18 protein-coding genes are annotated in these 18442 nt (G+C 59.0%); all 18 read right to left on the reverse strand.

The window, feature by feature from the left end; translation table 11 throughout:
• Positions 1 to 41 precede the first annotated feature (41 nt).
• The 18 genes from NJC38_RS14670 to NJC38_RS14755 all read right to left on the reverse strand — a co-directional run bounded on the left by NJC38_RS14670 (position 42) and on the right by NJC38_RS14755 (position 18131).
• Complete coding sequence (locus tag NJC38_RS14670) at positions 42 to 1454, reverse strand: flagellar hook-length control protein FliK (RefSeq protein ID WP_253115338.1); 1413 nt, start codon at positions 1452 to 1454, stop codon at positions 42 to 44.
• A gap of 87 nt (positions 1455 to 1541) precedes the next feature.
• The gene (locus NJC38_RS14675) at positions 1542 to 1868 is read right to left on the reverse strand and encodes an Hpt domain-containing protein (RefSeq protein ID WP_253115475.1); all 327 of its coding nucleotides are present in this window, start codon (positions 1866 to 1868) and stop codon (positions 1542 to 1544) included.
• A 66-nt stretch (positions 1869 to 1934) separates the two neighbouring features.
• A complete protein-coding gene (locus NJC38_RS14680) occupies positions 1935 to 3662 on the reverse strand; it encodes a fused response regulator/phosphatase (RefSeq protein WP_253115340.1) in 1728 nt (575 codons plus the stop codon).
• A gap of 3 nt (positions 3663 to 3665) precedes the next feature.
• Positions 3666 to 3968 carry an STAS domain-containing protein gene (locus tag NJC38_RS14685; protein ID WP_045489440.1) on the reverse strand — a complete coding sequence of 101 codons (303 nt, stop codon included), beginning with the start codon at positions 3966 to 3968 and terminating at the stop codon, positions 3666 to 3668.
• Between the two features lie 54 nt (positions 3969 to 4022).
• Positions 4023 to 4469: a flagellar export protein FliJ gene (gene fliJ / locus NJC38_RS14690; protein ID WP_045489438.1), complete on the reverse strand. Its 447-nt coding sequence runs from the start codon at positions 4467 to 4469 to the stop codon at positions 4023 to 4025.
• A gap of 6 nt (positions 4470 to 4475) precedes the next feature.
• On the reverse strand, positions 4476 to 5834 hold the full coding sequence (fliI, locus tag NJC38_RS14695; protein WP_253115342.1) for a flagellar protein export ATPase FliI: 1359 nt from the start codon (positions 5832 to 5834) through the stop codon (positions 4476 to 4478).
• Positions 5824 to 6669 (reverse strand): flagellar assembly protein FliH, encoded by an 846-nt coding sequence (fliH, locus tag NJC38_RS14700; protein WP_253115344.1) that lies wholly within the window; start codon positions 6667 to 6669, stop codon positions 5824 to 5826. Before fliH ends, fliI begins: the two co-directional genes overlap by 11 nt.
• Before the next feature lie 3 nt (positions 6670 to 6672).
• Complete coding sequence (gene fliG, locus NJC38_RS14705) at positions 6673 to 7689, reverse strand: flagellar motor switch protein FliG (protein ID WP_045489430.1); 1017 nt, start codon at positions 7687 to 7689, stop codon at positions 6673 to 6675.
• Entirely contained in the window at positions 7682 to 9466 is a 1785-nt protein-coding gene (gene fliF, locus NJC38_RS14710) for a flagellar basal-body MS-ring/collar protein FliF (RefSeq protein WP_253115346.1), read from the reverse strand. Before fliF ends, fliG begins: the two co-directional genes overlap by 8 nt.
• Before the next feature lie 15 nt (positions 9467 to 9481).
• Positions 9482 to 9811: a flagellar hook-basal body complex protein FliE gene (gene fliE, locus NJC38_RS14715; protein WP_045494508.1), complete on the reverse strand. Its 330-nt coding sequence runs from the start codon at positions 9809 to 9811 to the stop codon at positions 9482 to 9484.
• Positions 9812 to 10055: 244 nt separating this feature from the next.
• The gene (locus NJC38_RS14720; RefSeq protein ID WP_253115348.1) at positions 10056 to 11453 is read right to left on the reverse strand and encodes a sigma-54 dependent transcriptional regulator; all 1398 of its coding nucleotides are present in this window, start codon (positions 11451 to 11453) and stop codon (positions 10056 to 10058) included.
• Complete coding sequence (locus NJC38_RS14725) at positions 11453 to 12664, reverse strand: ATP-binding protein (RefSeq protein ID WP_045489423.1); 1212 nt, start codon at positions 12662 to 12664, stop codon at positions 11453 to 11455. The genes NJC38_RS14720 and NJC38_RS14725 overlap by 1 nt, the downstream gene beginning before the upstream one ends.
• Positions 12665 to 12856: 192 nt before the next feature.
• Positions 12857 to 14332, reverse strand: a complete 1476-nt coding sequence (gene fleQ / locus NJC38_RS14730) for a transcriptional regulator FleQ (RefSeq protein ID WP_253115351.1) — start codon at positions 14330 to 14332, stop codon at positions 12857 to 12859.
• Positions 14333 to 14503: 171 nt separating this feature from the next.
• The gene (locus NJC38_RS14735; RefSeq protein ID WP_045489418.1) at positions 14504 to 14800 is read right to left on the reverse strand and encodes a flagellar protein FliT; all 297 of its coding nucleotides are present in this window, start codon (positions 14798 to 14800) and stop codon (positions 14504 to 14506) included.
• A 22-nt stretch (positions 14801 to 14822) separates the two neighbouring features.
• On the reverse strand, positions 14823 to 15230 hold the full coding sequence (fliS, locus tag NJC38_RS14740; protein ID WP_253115352.1) for a flagellar export chaperone FliS: 408 nt from the start codon (positions 15228 to 15230) through the stop codon (positions 14823 to 14825).
• Between the two features lie 117 nt (positions 15231 to 15347).
• Positions 15348 to 16760, reverse strand: a complete 1413-nt coding sequence (gene fliD, locus NJC38_RS14745) for a flagellar filament capping protein FliD (RefSeq protein WP_253115353.1) — start codon at positions 16758 to 16760, stop codon at positions 15348 to 15350.
• 80 nt (positions 16761 to 16840) lie between these two features.
• Positions 16841 to 17209, reverse strand: a complete 369-nt coding sequence (locus NJC38_RS14750; RefSeq protein WP_253115355.1) for a flagellar protein FlaG — start codon at positions 17207 to 17209, stop codon at positions 16841 to 16843.
• A 73-nt stretch (positions 17210 to 17282) separates the two neighbouring features.
• A complete protein-coding gene (locus NJC38_RS14755; protein ID WP_253115357.1) occupies positions 17283 to 18131 on the reverse strand; it encodes a flagellin domain-containing protein in 849 nt (282 codons plus the stop codon).
• Between the last annotated feature and the right edge of the window lie 311 nt (positions 18132 to 18442).

Genomic DNA, 18442 nt, shown 5'->3' on the forward strand with positions numbered 1-18442 from the left:
AAGCACGCACCGAGCAATTTCAGGCGCGCTTTTTTTGCGGATCAGGCGTAGTAATCGATTTCGCTGCTACCGAGAATCCGCTGGGCAGGCTGGGACACTGCAGCAGCAGCGGCCGGCGCCACTTCATCCTCAACATCATCCTGCGCCATAGACCCACGCCCGCCACGCTGCGCGCGACTGGCCTGTTCCTGCGCCTGCTGCTGGGCTTGTTGTTGTGACTGGTCAGAGACATTGACGTCAACCTGACCCAAGCCCTGCTGACTGAACGACTCACGCAGGCGCGCGACCTGGCTCTCCAATGCATCGCGCACGCCCAGGTGCGCACTGGCAAAGGTCACTTGGGTCTGTTGATCCGGCGCCATATTGACACGAATGTCCAGACGCCCCAGCTCCGCAGGCTCAAGCTTGATCTCTGCCGACTTGAGATTCTGACTCGACAGGTACATGACCCGATCGACAATACCCTCGGTCCAGCCACTCTGATGCATGGCCAACGGCTGACCCAATGGCGAAGCCACCGGCGCAGTCACCGGCCGTGCCGGCTGGGCGGCCTGACTCAACGCGGCAAGACGCTCGGCAAAGTTATCGACTCGGGTATCACCGGCAGCGCTTTTTACATCCTTAAGCCCATCACCGAGCACCGCAGTGAAAGACTGATCACTGCTCTCGGTAGAACCATCCTGAGCTGCCGGGTCACCATTAAGGCTCGCCAGATTATTGACAACGTTCTGCGCCCGAGTGTCGTCGGAGTTGAGGTCCGGATTCGCCTGAGCCTGCCCGGCCTGGTGAGTCGCCACCGGCGCAGCCGCACGACTCTTGCCGCCTGCGCTTTCAAGCGCAAACTGCAAGGCATGCAGACCATCAAGCGGGTCAGCCTCCGGATTGAACGCTTCTTCTACAGCAGCAGGCGTTGCCGCAGGGACGGCTGCCAGCGGCGACGCTGCGAGCTGGGACTGCTGCAGGCCATCAATGGCCGCATCTGCCGACAACGAATTGTCCACCGGAGCCTCAGTCGGCACCTCAACCGGAATCTGAATCAGCGTCGGCAGCCCCACCAGTTGCTCGACAGCCTCGGACGGATCGGCACTCTGATCATCAGCATCAGCGGTCTGACCCTTGGCCTGGACTGGCAACGAATTGCCGCTTCCGGCAACCTTATCAGGCTCACTCTTGGCCTTGTCTGCCGTATCCGGCTTGTCTTTGCCGACCGCAGCAGGCTTGTCTTTGGTTGCGACCGCCTTGTCTTTATCGGCAGCGGGCTTGTCCCGAGCAGGCCTGGCCGGTATATCGTGCTCGACGGCAGGCTTGTCGCGAGACTGCTGCGCATAGACATCAGAGAAGCTGGAGGCGTCAGCCTTGCTGGTTTCGGCAGGCTTGAACGAATTACTGACGGCACCGGTCTTGGCCGGAGCCGCTACATTCGCCTGGAGGAACACATCTGGAGCAAGCGGCATCGGGATCTCCACATAAAGCAGCACAATGCTATTGCATTAGCAAAATGCAGGCCAAACTAACAAGGGAGATAGCAAGCAGAGCAATACTCAGGTCTGAGCAACCAGCACTTGTCGCTCGGCATTGAACACTTGGCGAATGGCCTGATACTCGCTGTCGATCAGGCTGACAAGCTCTTCAAGGCCATCGAGCACCTGACGCCGGGCCTGCTCTTCGAGCTGACGGCACAATTCAGACAAGCGCAGGGCGCCCATATTGCTGCTGCTGCCCTTGAAGCTGTGCGCCGCCAGGCCCAGTTCCGTCAGATCAGGCGATGTACCGCCGGCCAGGTTGCGCGCCGCCTGACGAAGCAATGCCAGGCGCTGCTCGGAGTCGCTCAGGAAGACGTCGATGAGCGTCAGATACTCGTCTTCCATGACCTCTTGCAAGGTATTCAATACCGCGTAGTCAATCTGTACGAACGACACTTGCTCACTCCTTGATCAAGACCCCGAAGGCAAGTATGCCATCGCCCCCCAGACAAATTCCACATGCACCGTACAACCATCGGCGGACCATCGCGCATCCCGGCACAACGAGCGAATCAGGCGCAGCCCGCGACCGTGCAGGCCCGCATCATCCGGCAGCCTGGCCAGCACTGCCTGGACGTCGAACCCTTGGCCACTGTCCTGCATGCAAATCTGCAACCTGCCGCCTTGCGCAGCAGAACAAAGCACCAACTCCAGGCGGATGAACCCGCTTTGCAGCTCAGCCAGACGCTTGGCGCGCGCCTCGTAATACCGGGCAAAACCGGCCGCATCCTGTTTGAGGGTGGAATCCAGCCCGAGAACGCCATGCTCCAACGCATTGCTGTAAAGCTCGGTGAGCACGCTGTAAATCGTGGCCGCCTGCTCACGCAAGCCGCGCTGCTCCAGCAGCAGTTGCAGCACGCCAGGCAGCGGATTACTCGCTTTGAGGGTCGCTGCGCGAAACTCGAAGGCCACCGACCAGTCCACCGGCTCCGCCAGACCACTGTCGGACCAACCCTGGGTCAACGCAGTGGCCGGCAGCGCACCATGCCCGGCACTGATCTCCAGCATGCTCACATCGTCACGGGCACGACCACCAAAATCGTTGAGCGCCTGGAGAATCTCCTGAATCAGCATTTCGGGCTCGCGATTGGCGGCCAGCACTTCGCACAGACGCTGCGAGCCGAATAGCTGATCCTGAGCATCCCGGGTGTCGATCACCCCATCAGACAACAGAAAGATCCGGTCACCAGCCCCCAACGGGTGAACCTCGGTATGCGCCTCGAACGCCTTGGGTGACAACACGCCCAGCGGCAGGTGCCGGGACTGCAACTGGACAAACCCGGCATTGTCGGCGCGCAGCAGATAGCCGTCAGGCAACCCGCCATTCCACAGCTCGACTTGCTGCTGACCGGCATCGATGCACAACAGCGTGGCGCAGCAAAACATGTCTACCGGCAGGATACGTTTGAGCTTGCCGTTCATCTCCCGCAGGATTTCCGCCAGCTCGTAGCCTTTGGCGGTCATCCCGTAGAACACCTCGGCCAGCGGCATGGCGCCCACTGCTGCCGGCAAACCATGCCCGGTGAAGTCACCGAGAAACACATGCATGTGCCCGGCCGGTGTATAGGCCGCCAGCATCAGGTCGCCATTGAACAGCGCATAAGGCGATTGCAGATAACGGATACTCGATGCGTCAAGACAGCCGGAATGCGCCACCTGGTCGAATACCGCCTTGGCCACCCGCTGCTCGTTGAGTAAATGTTCACGATGACTGGCAATCAGGTCGCGCTGGCGCAGCACAGTATCCTGCAGTTGCCGCAGTCGATTCATGGCATTGATCTTGGCGGCCAGCACCAGAGGATTGAAGGGCTTCGCCAGAAAGTCGTCACCGCCGGCATCCAGGCATCGGGCCAGCGCCTCCCCCTCGGTCAGAGAGGTCAGAAAGATGATTGGCACCAGCGCCTGACCGGCCATCTGCTTGATCTGACGGGCGGCCTCGAAGCCGTCCATGACCGGCATCAGGGCATCCATCAGTACCAACTGCGGCTGGTGATCGCGATACAGCTGCACAGCCTCCTGCCCATTGGCAGCGACCAGCGGCTGGTGCCCCTGCCGACTGATCAGGGTCGATAACAGCAACCTGTCACTGGCACTGTCATCAGCAATCAGCACCCGCAGCTCTTGCCCCACAGGCTGCAAGACTTAACCTAGCGTAAACAGTTTGGAGAAATTGGAGATGGTCAGGATCTTGACCACGTCGCTGCTGCAGTTGATCAGCCGTACCTGCGCATGGTCGCCACCGGCATGGTCGCGCAACAACAGCAGCATGCCCAGCGCCGAGCTGTCGAGATAGTGAGTGCCGCGCAGGTCCACGACATAATCCAGCTCGCCGGAAAAAGCTTCATAAGCGGCACGAAAATCCTGATGGCAGGAGAAGTCGAATCGCCCCTCGATAAACAGCGTGACTTGCCGACCGTCTGGCGAGAGACCGCAAGTGACTGTCATAACCCACTCCTGCGCTGCATCAATGATAAGACACAGACTAGACCATGATCGGCGCTACATCTCGTGACGCGGCAAGCGCTGAGACAGCTCATCGAGCAGTTTCTGCTCACGCTTGTCTTCCAGCGCCCGCGCCTCATCAATGTAGCGCTGCACCAGCTTGCGCAACCCTTCGACCCGCGCATAGGCCTGCTGCCAGACGCCACGCGCCCGATCCAGGTTGGCTTGATGCCAGGCCAGGCTCTTGCGCTGCTGGCCGATCGCAGTTTCGAGCTGATTGAGAAAGCGCTGGTAGTTCATCAGCCACTGACCTGAAACGCCATGGTTGCCCTTGTCGATCCATTGCTGCTGATAGTTGAGGCGAAACTGCTCCAGCTCTTCAAGCTTGCTGTGCGCCAGATTGACCTGCCCCTGGGCGTGCCCCAGGCGCTGCGCCGCGGTTCGCTCTGCCGACTCGGCCATTTCCACAACCGGCGCCAGGCGCGCCGCACGACTCTGTGCCATGGCTCATCAACCGCCCGGTGCCGGACCGAACACCGCCGCCAAAGCACCCTCACTGTCCTGCATGCTGAAGCTTTCGGTCAGGCCCTGGCGCTGAAAGCGCACCAGTGCCGGCTGCAACTGAATCGCCAGGTCGGTTTCCCGGTCACCGCCGGCCACATAAGCACCGACGCTGATCAGGTCACGGGTCTGCTGATAACGGGACCATAGTTGCTTGAAGTATTGCGCGCGCATCATGTGGTCAGGGCTGACCACCGCCGGCATGACCCGGCTGATGGATGCCTCGATATCGATAGCCGGATAGTGCCCCTCTTCGGCCAGGCGCCGTGACAGCACAATATGCCCGTCCAGCACGCCACGGGCCGAGTCGGCAATCGGGTCCTGCTGATCGTCACCCTCAGACAGCACGGTATAGAACGCGGTAATCGAACCACCACCGGCCTCGGCATTACCGGCACGCTCCACCAGTTTGGGCAAACGGGCAAACACCGATGGCGGGTAGCCCTTGGTCGCAGGCGGCTCGCCAATGGCGAGAGCGATTTCACGCTGGGCCTGGGCAAAACGGGTCAATGAATCCATCAGCAGCAGCACGTTCTTGCCCCGATCGCGGAAGTATTCCGCGATACGGGTGCAATACATCGCCGCCCGCAAACGCATCAACGGTGCATCATCGGCGGGTGAGGCCACCACCACAGAACGCTTGAGCCCCTCTTCGCCAAGGATGTGCTCGATGAATTCCTTCACCTCCCGACCCCGTTCACCGATCAGCCCGACCACAATGATGTCGGCCTCAGTAAAGCGGGTCATCATGCCGAGCAACACACTCTTGCCCACCCCGGTACCGGCGAACAGCCCCAGCCGCTGACCACGCCCCACCGTCAACAAACCGTTGATGCAGCGAATGCCCACATCCAGCGGCCGACTGATCGGGTCACGCTTGAGCGGGTTGATGGTCGGGCCATCCATCGGCACCCAGTCTTCAGCCTTGACCGGCGGGCGACCGTCGAGCGGGCGACCGGCACCGTCAAGCACCCGACCCAGCATGCTCATGCCCATGGGCAGCCGACCAGTGTCAGCCAGCGGCACGACCCGCGCACCTGGCGCAATACCGACCACACTGCCCACCGGCATCAGGAACACCTTGCCACCGGCAAAACCCATGACTTCGGCATCCACCTGGACGGGATGGTGACTGTCGTCGTTGATGACCACACAGCGGCTGCCCATCGCTGCGCGCAAACCTTCAGCTTCCAGGGTCAGGCCGACCATGCGCAGCAGACGGCCTTCAACCACGGGCTGAGCCGGCAGGTCGATGGCGCTGGCGTAACCGTCCAGGCGCTTGGCGAAACTCAGGCGTTCAAGGCGCATGGCCCGGCTCTTCGTCCGCCGCCAGCGAGTCAGCGCCGACCGGCTGCTCGGGGGTATCACTGCTGCGCGGCACTTCAACGTCAGGCAGTTCGATGCTCAGATCAGGCGCGGCCGGATGCGCGACCTGTTCATGCATCTGATCGTACAGGCGGGCAATCGCCTGACTGATCCGGGTCTCGACACTGGCATCGATCCGGCTATGTTCGGTTTCAATGCGGCAGCCACCGGGCATCAGCGCGTCATCTTCAAGAATCTTCCAATTCTCTTCATGACGCTCGCGCAGCAGCTTGACCACGGAAAAGTCCTGCGGATTGACAAAAATGCGCAGATTATTGGCGCCCATCGGCAGCAGCTTCAACGCATCGCGCAACACATGGGCGATCTGCTGCGAGTCGGTTTGCAGTTCGCGCTGAATGACCTGGCGGGCGATATGCTCGACCAAATGGACCAGCGACTTTTCAATCTGGGTGTCTTGCTCGGCGATAGGGTCGAGCAACTGGCTCATTAACAGCTCAAGACTGTCGAGCTTGGCCGCCAGGGCCACTTCGGCCTCTTGGCGAACCTTGATCCGGGTACTGTGAAAGCCTTCTTTTTCGCCGGTAGCGAAGCCCTCGTTCCAGGCCTCCTGGCGAATGCTTTCCAGCTCTTCAAGCGTCAGTGGCTGGACTTCCTCCAGCGGCACCTCTTCCATCTCCAGCGGTTCAGGCTCAGGCTCCGGTTCCGGCTCGGGCTCCACATAGGGGTCAAAGCTGGGCAAGGCCCAGATATCTGCGTCACGAACATCCTTGGCGCGAATCAGATCACTGGGTAACGAATCTTTTACAGAGCTGGACATGGCTTAGATCATTTCCTCGCCACCCTTGCCACCCAGCACAATCTCGCCAGCTTCGGCCATTCGGCGGGCGATGGTGAGGATTTCCTTCTGCGCGGTCTCCACATCGCTGACCCGCACCGGCCCTTTGGCCTCCAGATCGTCGCGCAGCAGCTCGGCAGCACGCTTGGACATGTTCTTGAAGACCTTCTCCTTGATTGCCTCGTCGGCGCCTTTGAGCGCCAGCACCAGCACATCGGAAGACACTTCGCGAAGCAGCGCCTGGATGCCGCGGTCGTCGACGTCGGCCAGGTTGTTGAAGACAAACATAAGGTCTTCGATCTGCGTCGACAGGTCTTCGTCGACCTCGCGGATCGAATCCATGAGCGCGCCTTCGATGGAGCTGTCGAGGAAGTTCATGATGTCCGCAGCACGCTTGATGCCGCCCAGCGTGGTCCGCGAGGTATTGGCATTGCCGGAGAACTGCTTCTCGAGAATCTGGTTGAGCTCTTTGAGTGCCGCCGGCTGTACCGTGTTGAGCGACGACACCCGCAGGATGATATCCAGACGCACTTTATGATCGAAGTGGCCAAGCACCTCACCCGCCTGGTCCGCGTCCAGATACGCCACCACGATGGCCTGAATCTGCGGGTGCTCGTAACGAATGACGTCGGCCACCGCACGCGGCTCCATCCACTTGAGGCTGTCCAGACCGCTGGTGTTGCCACCGAGCAGGATGCGGTCGATCAGGCCGTTGGCCTTGTCTTCGCCCAGGGCCTGGGTCAGCATCTTGCGGATGTAGCCATCGGAGCCGACGCCGAGACTGGTCTGATCGCCGACCGTGTCGACGAACTCGCTCATCACCTCTTCGACCTGCTCGCGGTGCACATTGCGCATTTGCGCCATGGCCACGCCGACTTTCTGCACTTCTTTGGGGCCCATATGCCGCAACACCTGGGCGGCATCGGTTTCGCCCAGCGACAGCAACAGAACTGCGGCCTTTTCGACCTGGGTCAACTTGACAGCCACGGCGCGGTCATTCATCAGCGTTAATCCACTCTTTTACGACCTGAGCCACACGACCCGGGTCTTCGGCCACCAAGCCCTTGATTGCATTCAACTGCGCGTCATAGCCCTCGGTCGGGCTAGGCAGCAGGATGCTCTGCGGACCACCCAGGCTGACCCGGTCGTTCGACAGTTCGCCATCCAGACCGCCCATGCCACCGAGTTCGGCGTCGCCACCAAAGCCGCCCAACTCTTTGCTCTTGGGGTTGGTGATGTTGCTCAGTACCGGGCGCAACACACCAAACACCAGGATCAGGATGAAAATCACCCCGGCAGCCTGCTTGATAATGTCCCAGAACCACGGCTGGGTGTAGAACGGAATATCCGGCAGTACTTCGCCGCGCTCACTGGAGAACGGTACGTTGATCACACTGACGCTGTCGCCGCGGCTGGCGTCGTAGCCCACTGCGTCCTGCACCAGACGGGTAAAGCGGGCCAGATCGGCAGCGCTCCAGGGCGCCCGGGTGACTTCACCGTTGGCCGGGTTGGTCTTGACCATGTCATCGACCACCACCGCGACCGACAACCGGGTAACCCGACCGGCCTGCTGCTTGGTGTGGCTGATGGAGCGGTCGAGCTCGAAGTTCTTGGTCGACTGCGAACGCTTGTCGGTCGGGAACGGCGCCAGCGCCGGCTGACCGGTGGCGGGGTCCATGACCTGCTGACCATTGGCGTCAAGCAGCGGCTGACCCGCCGCAATCGCAGGCGCGGCACCGCCGGCACCGGCTGCCGCATTTTGCGGTGCCGTGGCAGGACCTGGCGGCTGGTTGCTCAGCGCACCAGGCACACCTTGCGGGCCAGAGCTGCTGGAGCGCTGCTCATTGACCGACTGCTCGCTGCGCAGGGCCGGCTGGTCCGGATTGAAGCTTTCCGAGGTGGACTCCACCGCACTGAAATCAACCATGGCCGAGACCTCGGCCTTGTAGCGATCACTGCCCAGCACCGGCTGCAGGATATTCTGCACCCGCTGAGTCAGCATGCTCTCCATGCGCCGGGTGTAGTCGAACTGCTTGCCGGCCATGGTCAGCTCAGAGTTCTCGGCCTGATCGGACAACAGGTTGCCCTTCTGGTCGACCACCGTCACCTGTGATTTGGACAGCTCAGGGACGCTGGTGGCGACCAGATTGACGATCGCAGCGACCTGACCGGCTTCCAGCGCACGGCCCGGATACAGTTCGACCAATACCGAAGCGGTCGGCTTGCGATCGTCACGGACAAACACCGAGCTTTTCGGAATTGCCAGGTGAACACGGGCCGCCTTGACGTTGTTCAGCGAGGAAATGGTTCGCGCCAGCTCACCCTCGAGACCACGCCGATAGCGGGTCGCTTCCATGAACTGGCTGGTACCCAGCCCCTGATCCTTATCAAGAATCTCAAAGCCGATATTGGCATCGGTCTGGCTGACGCCGGCCTGGGCCAGCTGAATACGCGCACGTTGCAGATCATCGGCCTTGACCAGCAAAGCACCGGAATTGGGCTCGACGGTGTAAGGGATATTGGCCGCCCCCAGGGTGTCCATCACCTGCTTGCTGTCCAGACCCGCCAGGCTGCCATACAGCGGCCGGTAGTCGGGTTGCTGAGACCAGAGCACCACGGCAAAACCGATGGCCACGCTGGCTGCCAGACCGACCATAAGGCCGACCTGACGAAGCATGGTCATTTCGGAAAGATTTTCCAGAAAAGCAAAGCCGAACAGCGGCTTCTTGTCCGGGTTACCCGCCCGCGCTGGGACAGAATCAGATGCTGCTTCGGCCATGACTCAGTACGTCCCTTAAACCGGCATCTGCATGATGTCTTGGTAGGCCTGCACCAGCTTGTTGCGCACCTGGGTCAAGGCCTGGAAGGACACGCTGGCCTTCTGCGAGGAAATCATCACATCCGTCAGGTCCACGCCGCTTTTGCCCATTTCGAACGCATTGGACAATTGGCTGGAGGCTGCCTGGGTATCGGCCACCTTGTTGATCGCCTGCCCCAGCAGGTCGGCAAAGTTACTGCCAGCGACCTCAGGCACATTGCCGACCGGCTTGGACGCCGCCATGGCATCCATCTGCATGGCCCGCATATCCAACATCAAGCGATTAAATTCAACACCTTGGCTCATGGACATTATCTCTCGTGAGGCCCGCATTTTTTTGACACTGCAACAGCGATACTCAAGTCGTAGCAACAAGAGTGCCAGCTAACATGCAGGCAAATAGCCACCTAGAAGCTTTATTGCATCAAAACAGTGTTAGGAATGAGCGACAACGCCCAATGCCGTGCATAGTGCCACGGCGATATTGCACTGTATCGACAATTTGACCTGGATCACATAAACATCAAACAAAACCGATAAAAAACCATTCTCATGAAGCGTACAGATAAGCCTCGACATCCATCCCGGCGTCACGCATCTGCGCCAGCTTGTAACGCAAGGTACGCGGGCTGATACCCAGCCGCTCGGCAGCCTCTTTGCGCCGCCCACGCTCACTGCGCAACGTGTCGATGATCAACTGGAACTCACGACGGCGCAGGTCTTCGCCCAGCGCACCGACCGCCTCGGCGCCCGCTGACAAATCAGCGCCCACCACCGGCACGGCGCCAGCAGGCGCAGGCGGCTCGGCAGCGAAGGTCACCGGCCCGGCCAGGCAGAAATCGCGCGCCTGAATCAGCCCGCCCTGCTGCAGAATCAGTGCGCGCTGCAGTGCGTTGTCCAGTTCACGCACATTGCCTGGCCAGGCGTATGCCACCAGGCAAGCGCGCGCCTCCTCAGAGAGCCGCACCGGCGCGTGCTTCATTTTTTTGACATGCTTGCTCAGCAAGCGCTCGGCCAACGGCAGAATATCGGCAGTTCGCTGACGCAACGGTTGCCAGGCCAGCGGGAACACCGACAGCCGATAGAACAGGTCTTCGCGAAACCGCCCGGCCGCCACTTCACCGGCCAGATCACGGTTGGTCGTCGCCAACACCCGAATATCCAGGCTGATCGGCTTACGCGCCCCGACCCGTTCAACTTCGCGCTCCTGCAATACCCGTAGCAGCTTGGCTTGCAGCCCCATAGGCATTTCGGAAATTTCATCGAGCAAAATGGTGCCGCCTTCGGCCAGCTCGAACTTGCCCGCCTGGGCCGCTATGGCCCCAGTGAACGAACCCTTTTCGTGCCCGAACAGTGTGGCTTCGAGCATATTGTCCGGAATGGCCGCACAGTTGATGGCAATGAAGGGTTTCGCAGCGCGCGGTGACTGCAAATGAATGAAGCGCGCCAGCACCTCTTTACCGGTGCCTGACTCGCCCGAGATCAGCACCGTAGAGTCACTTCTCGCCACCCTGGCAGCCAGTTCCAGCAGTTGCTGACTGGCAGGCTCGATGGCCACCGGACCGTCATGCTCGGCAGGACCAATACTGCCCAGCGCATGCTTTGCCACCAGTGCCAGCAACGCCCCCGGCTCAAAGGGTTTGACCAGATAATCCACTGCGCCCTGACGCATGGCGTCCACAGCACGCTCCACAGCGCCATGGGCGGTCATCAACAGCACCGGCAGGTGCGGATGCCGCTCGCGCAACGCGGCGAGCAACTGGTGGCCATCCATACCCGGCATGTTCACATCACTGACCACCAGGCTAAATGCATCCTGCGCAACCGCTCTGAGCGCATCTTCAGCACTGGCTACCGCACGGTATTGATGACCTGCCAGTTCCAGCGTGTCGGCCAGCGCCTCGCGCAGCGCACGATCATCCTCGACCAGCAATACCTTGCCCGCCATCAAACTTCTCCCTGAGCGCCGCCGGGAATCAGCGGCAGACTAACAATGGCGCACGTACCGCGCCCGACTCTGGAGCGATAATCAACGCGGCCCTGATGAGCCCGTGCCACAGCAAAAACCACCGCCAGGCCCAGTCCGGTGCCGGTGGTCTTGGTGGTGTAGAACGGCTCGCCAATCCGCGCCAGCGCCGCCGCATCCATACCCGCACCACAATCACTGATGCACAAGCGCAGCATGTCACCCCTACGGTAGAGGTGGATCTTCAACTGCGCGGTGCTGCCACTGGCCTGCACCGCGTTCTCGATCAGATTAAGCAAGGCACCGACCAGCGTGTCGCGATTGCACAGCAACTCACCCGGCACCGGGTCGCACTGCCAGCGCACCGCAACCTCACTCACATGGGTCTGCGCCGCCGCCTGCAAGGCCTGGAACAGCGCGGCAGGCGGCAGGCGATCATTCAGCGGCAACTCACCGCGAGCGAACACCAACATGTCCCGCACCTGGTGCTCCAGCTCATGCAACCGCTCCTTGAGACGCCCGGCGAAACGCTGCTGAGTCTCGACCGGCAACGCCTGTTCACTCAGGTGGCTGGCATAGATCATGGCCGCCGACAACGGCGTACGAATCTGATGCGCCAGCGAAGCGACCATGCGCCCCAGCGACGACAAACGCTCATGACGCGCCAACTGGTCCTGCAAGCGCCGGGTCTCTGTCAGGTCGGTAAGCAACACCAGCTGGCCAGGTTCAGCGTCCAGCGAACGGGTGGCAATCGACAAGCGTCGGCCGTCCTTCAGCGAGACCTCATGCCCGTCGTCACTGCGCGGCGCAAAGCAGCGGCTGATCACCTGACGCCACAACTCCCCTTCCAGCGGCTGGCCCAAGAGCTCGACAGCCGCCGGGTTGGCTTCACATACCACCCCACTGCCGTCAATGACGATCACCCCACCTGGCAGCAGATCCAGCAAATTCTGCAAGCGGTTGGCCAGACGCTCTTTTTCCGCCAGCTCCTGCATCCGCTGCACACCGGCTTCGGCCAACTCGCCCTTGAGCTCGTTGACCCGCGATTCGAGCAGCCCGTAGGAGTCAGTCAACTGTGAGGACATTTGATTGAACAGCGCAAAAGCCTGTTCCAGCCCCTGACGGCTCTCCAGCTCCGGCGACAACGCCGACTGAACAGAAAGATCGGTAGAAACGTGCAAGGCCTGAGGCATCGAATTCTCTCTCGCAGGGCGAACCGTCATTAAACGGCTTGTTGAAAAGAGACTTAGCAATCACCGTGCCTAACCCGCTGGAAAACCCTGACAAGACCGACGCAGCGGCGAAAGCCCCAGGCTTTTCAGGCGCATAAAAAACAAAACCTCCGCACTGGCGGAGGTTTTGGTCAGCGCCTGGGCAGCCAGGCGTCAATCATCTGCCTGTTCGTCACCGTCGCGGCGGCTCATGCCATATTTGCGCATTTTCTCGACCAGCGTGGTACGCCGAATCCGCAGCCGCTCAGCCGCTCGCGCCACGATACCGTTGGCATCATCCAGCGCCTGCTGGATCAAGCCCTGCTCCAGACCACCCAGGTAGTCTTTCAGATCCAGCCCTTCGGGCGGCAACATGGCAGTGGAAGTGAAGTTCGGCGTGGTGGAATTGATCGCCACCCGCTCTTCCAGATCGCTGCGCAGGCTGTCGACCATCTGCTCGTCTTCATCATCGACATAGCGGAATTTCTTCGGCAACTCCGACACCCCGATCACACCATAGGGATGCATGATCGCCATGCGCTCGACCAGGTTGGCCAGCTCACGAACGTTACCCGGCCAGCCATGGCGACACAGCGACATGATCGCCGCCGAGTTGAAGCGGATCGAGCCGCGCTTCTCGTGCTCCATCCGCGAAATCAGCTCATTCATCAGCAGCGGAATATCTTCGACACGCTCGCGCAGTGGCGCCATCTCGATCGGGAACACGTTCAGGCGGTAGTACAGATCCTCGCGGAACGCGCCGGTCTCGATCATGCTCTCAAGATTCTTGTGCGTCGCCGCAATAATGCGCACGTCGATACTTTGAGTCTTGTTGCTGCCGACCCGCTCGAAGGTGCGCTCCTGAAGCACGCGCAGCAACTTGACCTGCATCGGCAACGGCATATCGCCAATTTCGTCAAGGAACAGCGTACCGCCATTGGCCAGTTCGAAACGCCCGGCCCGGCTGGTGATCGCCCCGGTGAACGCCCCCTTCTCATGACCGAACAACTCGCTCTCAAGCAGTTCGGCAGGAATCGCCCCGCAATTGACCGGCACGAAAGGCGCGTCACGGCGCTTGGAATGGTAATGCAGGTTGCGTGCGACCACTTCCTTGCCGGTGCCGGACTCACCCAGGATCAACACACTGGCGTCGGTATCGGCGACCTGCTGCATCATCTGCCGGACATGCTGAATCGCGCGGCTGGTGCCCACCAGGCTGCGAAACAGGTTCGGCTCACGATGACGGCCACGCTCACGGGCCTGGTCGTACATCTCGCGATAGACCTGCGCACGGTGCAAGGCGTCCAGCAGCTTGCTGTAGCTAGGCGGCATTTCCAGAGTCGACAGCACCCGGCGGCGCAGGTCTTCTGGCAGCTCTACAGGGCCGTGCTCACCAAAAAGCAACACGGGAAGGAACTCATCCCATGCAGCGATGGTCTTAAGAAGTCCCTGCAAGCTCCCAGCAGCGCTGACACTGCCAATAAGTACGCAAAGTACTTCCCGGGTAGAGCCAAGAGAGCCAACCACCTGCTGCCAGTCCTGACTGGAACAGGAAATGTTCTCTTCGCCGAGAAAATTGAGAATGACCGCCAGATCACGGCGGCGCTGGCTATCGTCATCGATCAGCAGGATTTTGATTTCACGCCACATGCAATAGCAACTTCCCTAGTCAACTCTTTAACCTGCCCGCAGGCAAGCCGCTTGGCATCTCAGCCACTTCTTAATACTGATCTGACGCCAGAAAACGAAAAACATCACTAGTTAAGTCAAAAAAACGGACACAGTCAAATTTATGGCGTGTTTTGTGTCCGACAATCCAACTCAGCCAAACAAATGGTATACCTTCGTAGCGTTTTTGGCTCGCTGAATCTCTGACATCTCATCGACGATTGCCTGACGCTCGCCGACCGCGACGTCAATCAACTGCCGGTAGACCCCGAGCAACTCCTCAAGTTTGCCGCGCAACTTCTCATCATCGGGCGCTGCGTGCTCTACCACCGTCTCGACACACTCACGACAAGCCAGATCGAGTTGGGTAATCGCCTCCCAGTTACGCACAGCCAGAGCCTCAAGCAGCGCTTCCTGGGTTTCTTCGATACGTTGCAGCGCAGCACTCATTGCATTCACTCCTCAGCACAGATCACAACGTCGGAGCTGATACCGGGCTAGGGCCAATGGCATCCCACCCCTCTTTGACGGTGATCAGCAGGCCAGCCACTTCATCAAGCATATTTTGATCGTTCTTGATGTTGGCTTCGCTAAGACGCTTCATCATGTAGTGGTACAGGTTGTCCTGATTACGCAACGCGTCACTGGCATAGTTATCCAGATCAAGACCCTCACGCAGCCCACCAATAATCGCAATAGCCTTACCGATCAATACCCCTTTGTTGGCCACTTCCTTACGCGACATGGCGCCTTTGGCCTGAGCAATACGATCAAGACCGCCCTCCATCAACATCTGAACCAGACGATGAGGACTGGCCTCGGACGTCTGTGCATGGGAACCGACTTTCTGGTATTGACGCAACGCCATCATGGGATTCATGGGAGACCTCGTGGGCTGACAAACTCTGTATATCAATACTATCGACGCACCATAAAAAAACTTTAGCGCCCAAACAAAAACTCGACACGAGGTCGAGTTTTTGTCGTCACACCGTCATCATGAAGCATTCTTCTGCGCGTTCATGGCTTCGAAGATCGAAGTGATGTTATTTCCGGTCGCCTTGAGCTGCGCCACGACAAGGTCCATGGCGTTGTATTTCTTGGTCAGGCTTTTGGTCAGGTTTTCGATCCGGAAGTCGAGCGCTTCCTGGTCAGCTTCCAGACGCTTGCCGATCCTGCCCAGACTGCTCTCCCTGAGCGCCAACACACCACCGGCCTGCGTGAAGGGCTCGACGGCCTTGTCGAGACGCTTGATAAGACCGCTATCACCAGCGAAAAAGTCCTGGATTTTGCTACCGAACTCCTTGTCGCCGATAGCTTTATTGAACTTGGTAGTGTCCAGCGACAAGGTACCAGACTTTTGGTCAGTCATGATGCCGAGCTGCGAGAGCGCCGTCAGACCCGTTGTCGCTGAGGAGGCCGCAATTTCCTTGCGCATAGCCGCAAGAATATTGCGCGGCGTTGAATCACCAGTCAATGCAGCCGCTGTAAACTTGCCGTCTGTCATGGTGCCCTTGGTCAAGGTATCAACCAACCTGACCACGGTATTGTAGGAGTCGATGAAACCCTGCAGCGAAGTTCTGAGACCATCGGTATTGGTGGCCACCGTAACTGTCGTAGCCACACCACCAGTCGGCGTTGCAGCATTCAGTTCCAGCTTGAGACCGGAGATGGCATTCTCGACGGTATTTTTCGAACTGGTCAGTGCAAGACCATCGATGCTGAACTTTGCATCCTTGGCCAACTCACCAATCGTACCAGCCCCCGTACCGCTCATTATCTGGGTACCGTCGACATCCAGCAATGAGCCGATATCACCACTGCCCTTCACACTGATATCGCTACCCAGACCGGTAGTAGTAGAACCCAGCACCAGACGGGAACCATTGGCATCATTGATGATGTTGGCACTGATGCCTTTGCCTTGCATTTGCGTATTGATCTGATCACGCACCTGCTGCAAGGTCATGGTGTTATCGAGCTTGACCACCGAGTCAATGCCATTTTGAGTGATCGTCAACTGACCACTCGGAATAGCACTCACCTGAGCGGCGTTGAGCGAAGCACTGCCCACCTTTGAAGAAGTTGCCAGGTTATCAATCTTGATACTGTAAGTGCCCGCAACCGCATCGTTACCAGCGGTGGCCTTGACTATCAAATCATTTGACGATTTTGCCGCAAATGCCTGGAATGCAGTAGAAGAACTGTCACCCAAGCTTTTTATGGAACTCTGAAATGCCGCCAAAGCCGACTTGAGCTGACCGACAGCAGTCAATGAAGACTTTTGAATATTGGTCTGGGTAGTGATCTGCTTCTGCTTGGCAGCCTTTTCGGCATCCACCAGCGCAGTCACCATTTCACCGATCTTCAGACCCGAACCAATGCCCGTCGAAGTAATTGGACTTGCCATGTACGTCTCCCTTCATAGACTGCCGATTTTCTGGCCCCGTAAGGAGCACAAAAAATCCGCAACAAGTTTCGTGCCAGTGATCAGGCTTCAGCACTGAACAGAGTACTGTTAGCCTCATTCAGGCTTTCGGCCAGCTTCAAGACTTCCTCATTGGGAATCTGTCGAATCACCAGACCGGTGTCGCTGGCAATGACCTTGACCACCACCCTGCCTGAATCCTCATCGACTGAAAACTCCAGATTTCTCTGAATCGTATGAAGAAACTTCTGGATTTCGGCGGCTGCCGCCTTGACCTTCTCATCGTCGTCCTGCTGCGAGCTTTTACTCTCTGCTGACGCAGCCTGAGCTTCGACAACCGGAGGTTTCGCAGCCACCTTATCCAACACGACAGCTTCGCTCGCTGGTTTAGCGGCCGGATAAGACAAATTCAATCTGACGCTCATATCCATTGTCTGCTACCTCAGAAAGTAAAAAAGCGAGGGAGTACGCAATCGCACCCCCTCGCTTGTGCTCACCCCAGAATTACTGGAGCAGTTTCAGTACAGCGGAAGGCAGCTGGTTGGCCTGAGCCAGAACCGAAGTCGAAGCTTGCTGCAGAGTCTGCTGCTTGGTCAGCTGGGCAGTTTCAGAAGCGAAGTCGGTGTCTTGTACACGGCCCAGTGCAGCACTGGCGTTTTCGTTGATGTTCTGCAGGTTGGAGATGGTGCTGGTCAGACGGTTTTGTGCAGCACCGAGGTCGGCACGAGTCGAGTTGATGGTCGACAGAGCCGAGTCAATTGCAGCGATGGCTGCGGAGAAGTTGGTCTCGGCGGCAGCACTGGTCGAACCGGCGATGGTGATGGTCGAACCCACACCCAGAGTAGAAGCGTCGAAGCTGGAGCTCAGGGTCAGAGTGATCTGGTTCGAGCTGCCAGTGTTGGAACCGACCTGGAAGGTCATGGTGCTGGCAGTACCGTCGATCAGGTTCTTGCCGTTCAGGTTGGTACTGTTGGCGATACGGGTCAGCTCGTCGCTCATCTGCTTGAACTCTTTGTTCAGAGCGTCACGGTCAGTCGAGCTGTTGCTGTCGTTTCGCGACTGGACGGCCAGTTCACGCATACGCTGCAGGATGTTGGTCGACTCTTGCAGGGCGCCTTCAGCAGTCTGAGCAATCGAGATACCGTCGTTGGCGTTTTTCATCGCCATGGTCTGACCACGAATCTGCGAGGTGATACGGGTAGCGATCTGCAGGCCGGCGGCGTCGTCTTTGGCGCTGTTGATTTTCAGGCCGGAAGACAGACGGGTCATGGAAGTCGACAGTGCGTCGGAAGCCCGGCCCAGGTTCTTCTGTACGTTCAAGGAGGCAACGTTGGTGTTTACTGTTAAAGCCATGATGAATTCCTCGTTGGTTTGATTGCTGCGTGGCTTCCGGCCCCTGCGAGCGCCGGGTGTGCCTAGAGAACCTTCGTAATAGTTATCGTCGTCATGGCAAGTTGCTTGAGGGTTTTTTTGATTTTTTTTAGCTATCAGTCGAGCGGCCAGCCAAAACAAGCAGTTAGCTCATCCCCACGGCTTCACAATAGCCACTTAAAAACCTTTGAGCCCAACTAAAACGAGACCCGTTTGGCAAAGCCAGAAGAAAAATCCTGCGGCAAAAACAGCAGCGCCCGGCCATCGACTGCCGGGCGCGAACGACGCAAAAC

Source organism: Pseudomonas sp. 21LCFQ010, assembly GCF_024129905.1.
Classification (GTDB): domain Bacteria; phylum Pseudomonadota; class Gammaproteobacteria; order Pseudomonadales; family Pseudomonadaceae; genus Aquipseudomonas.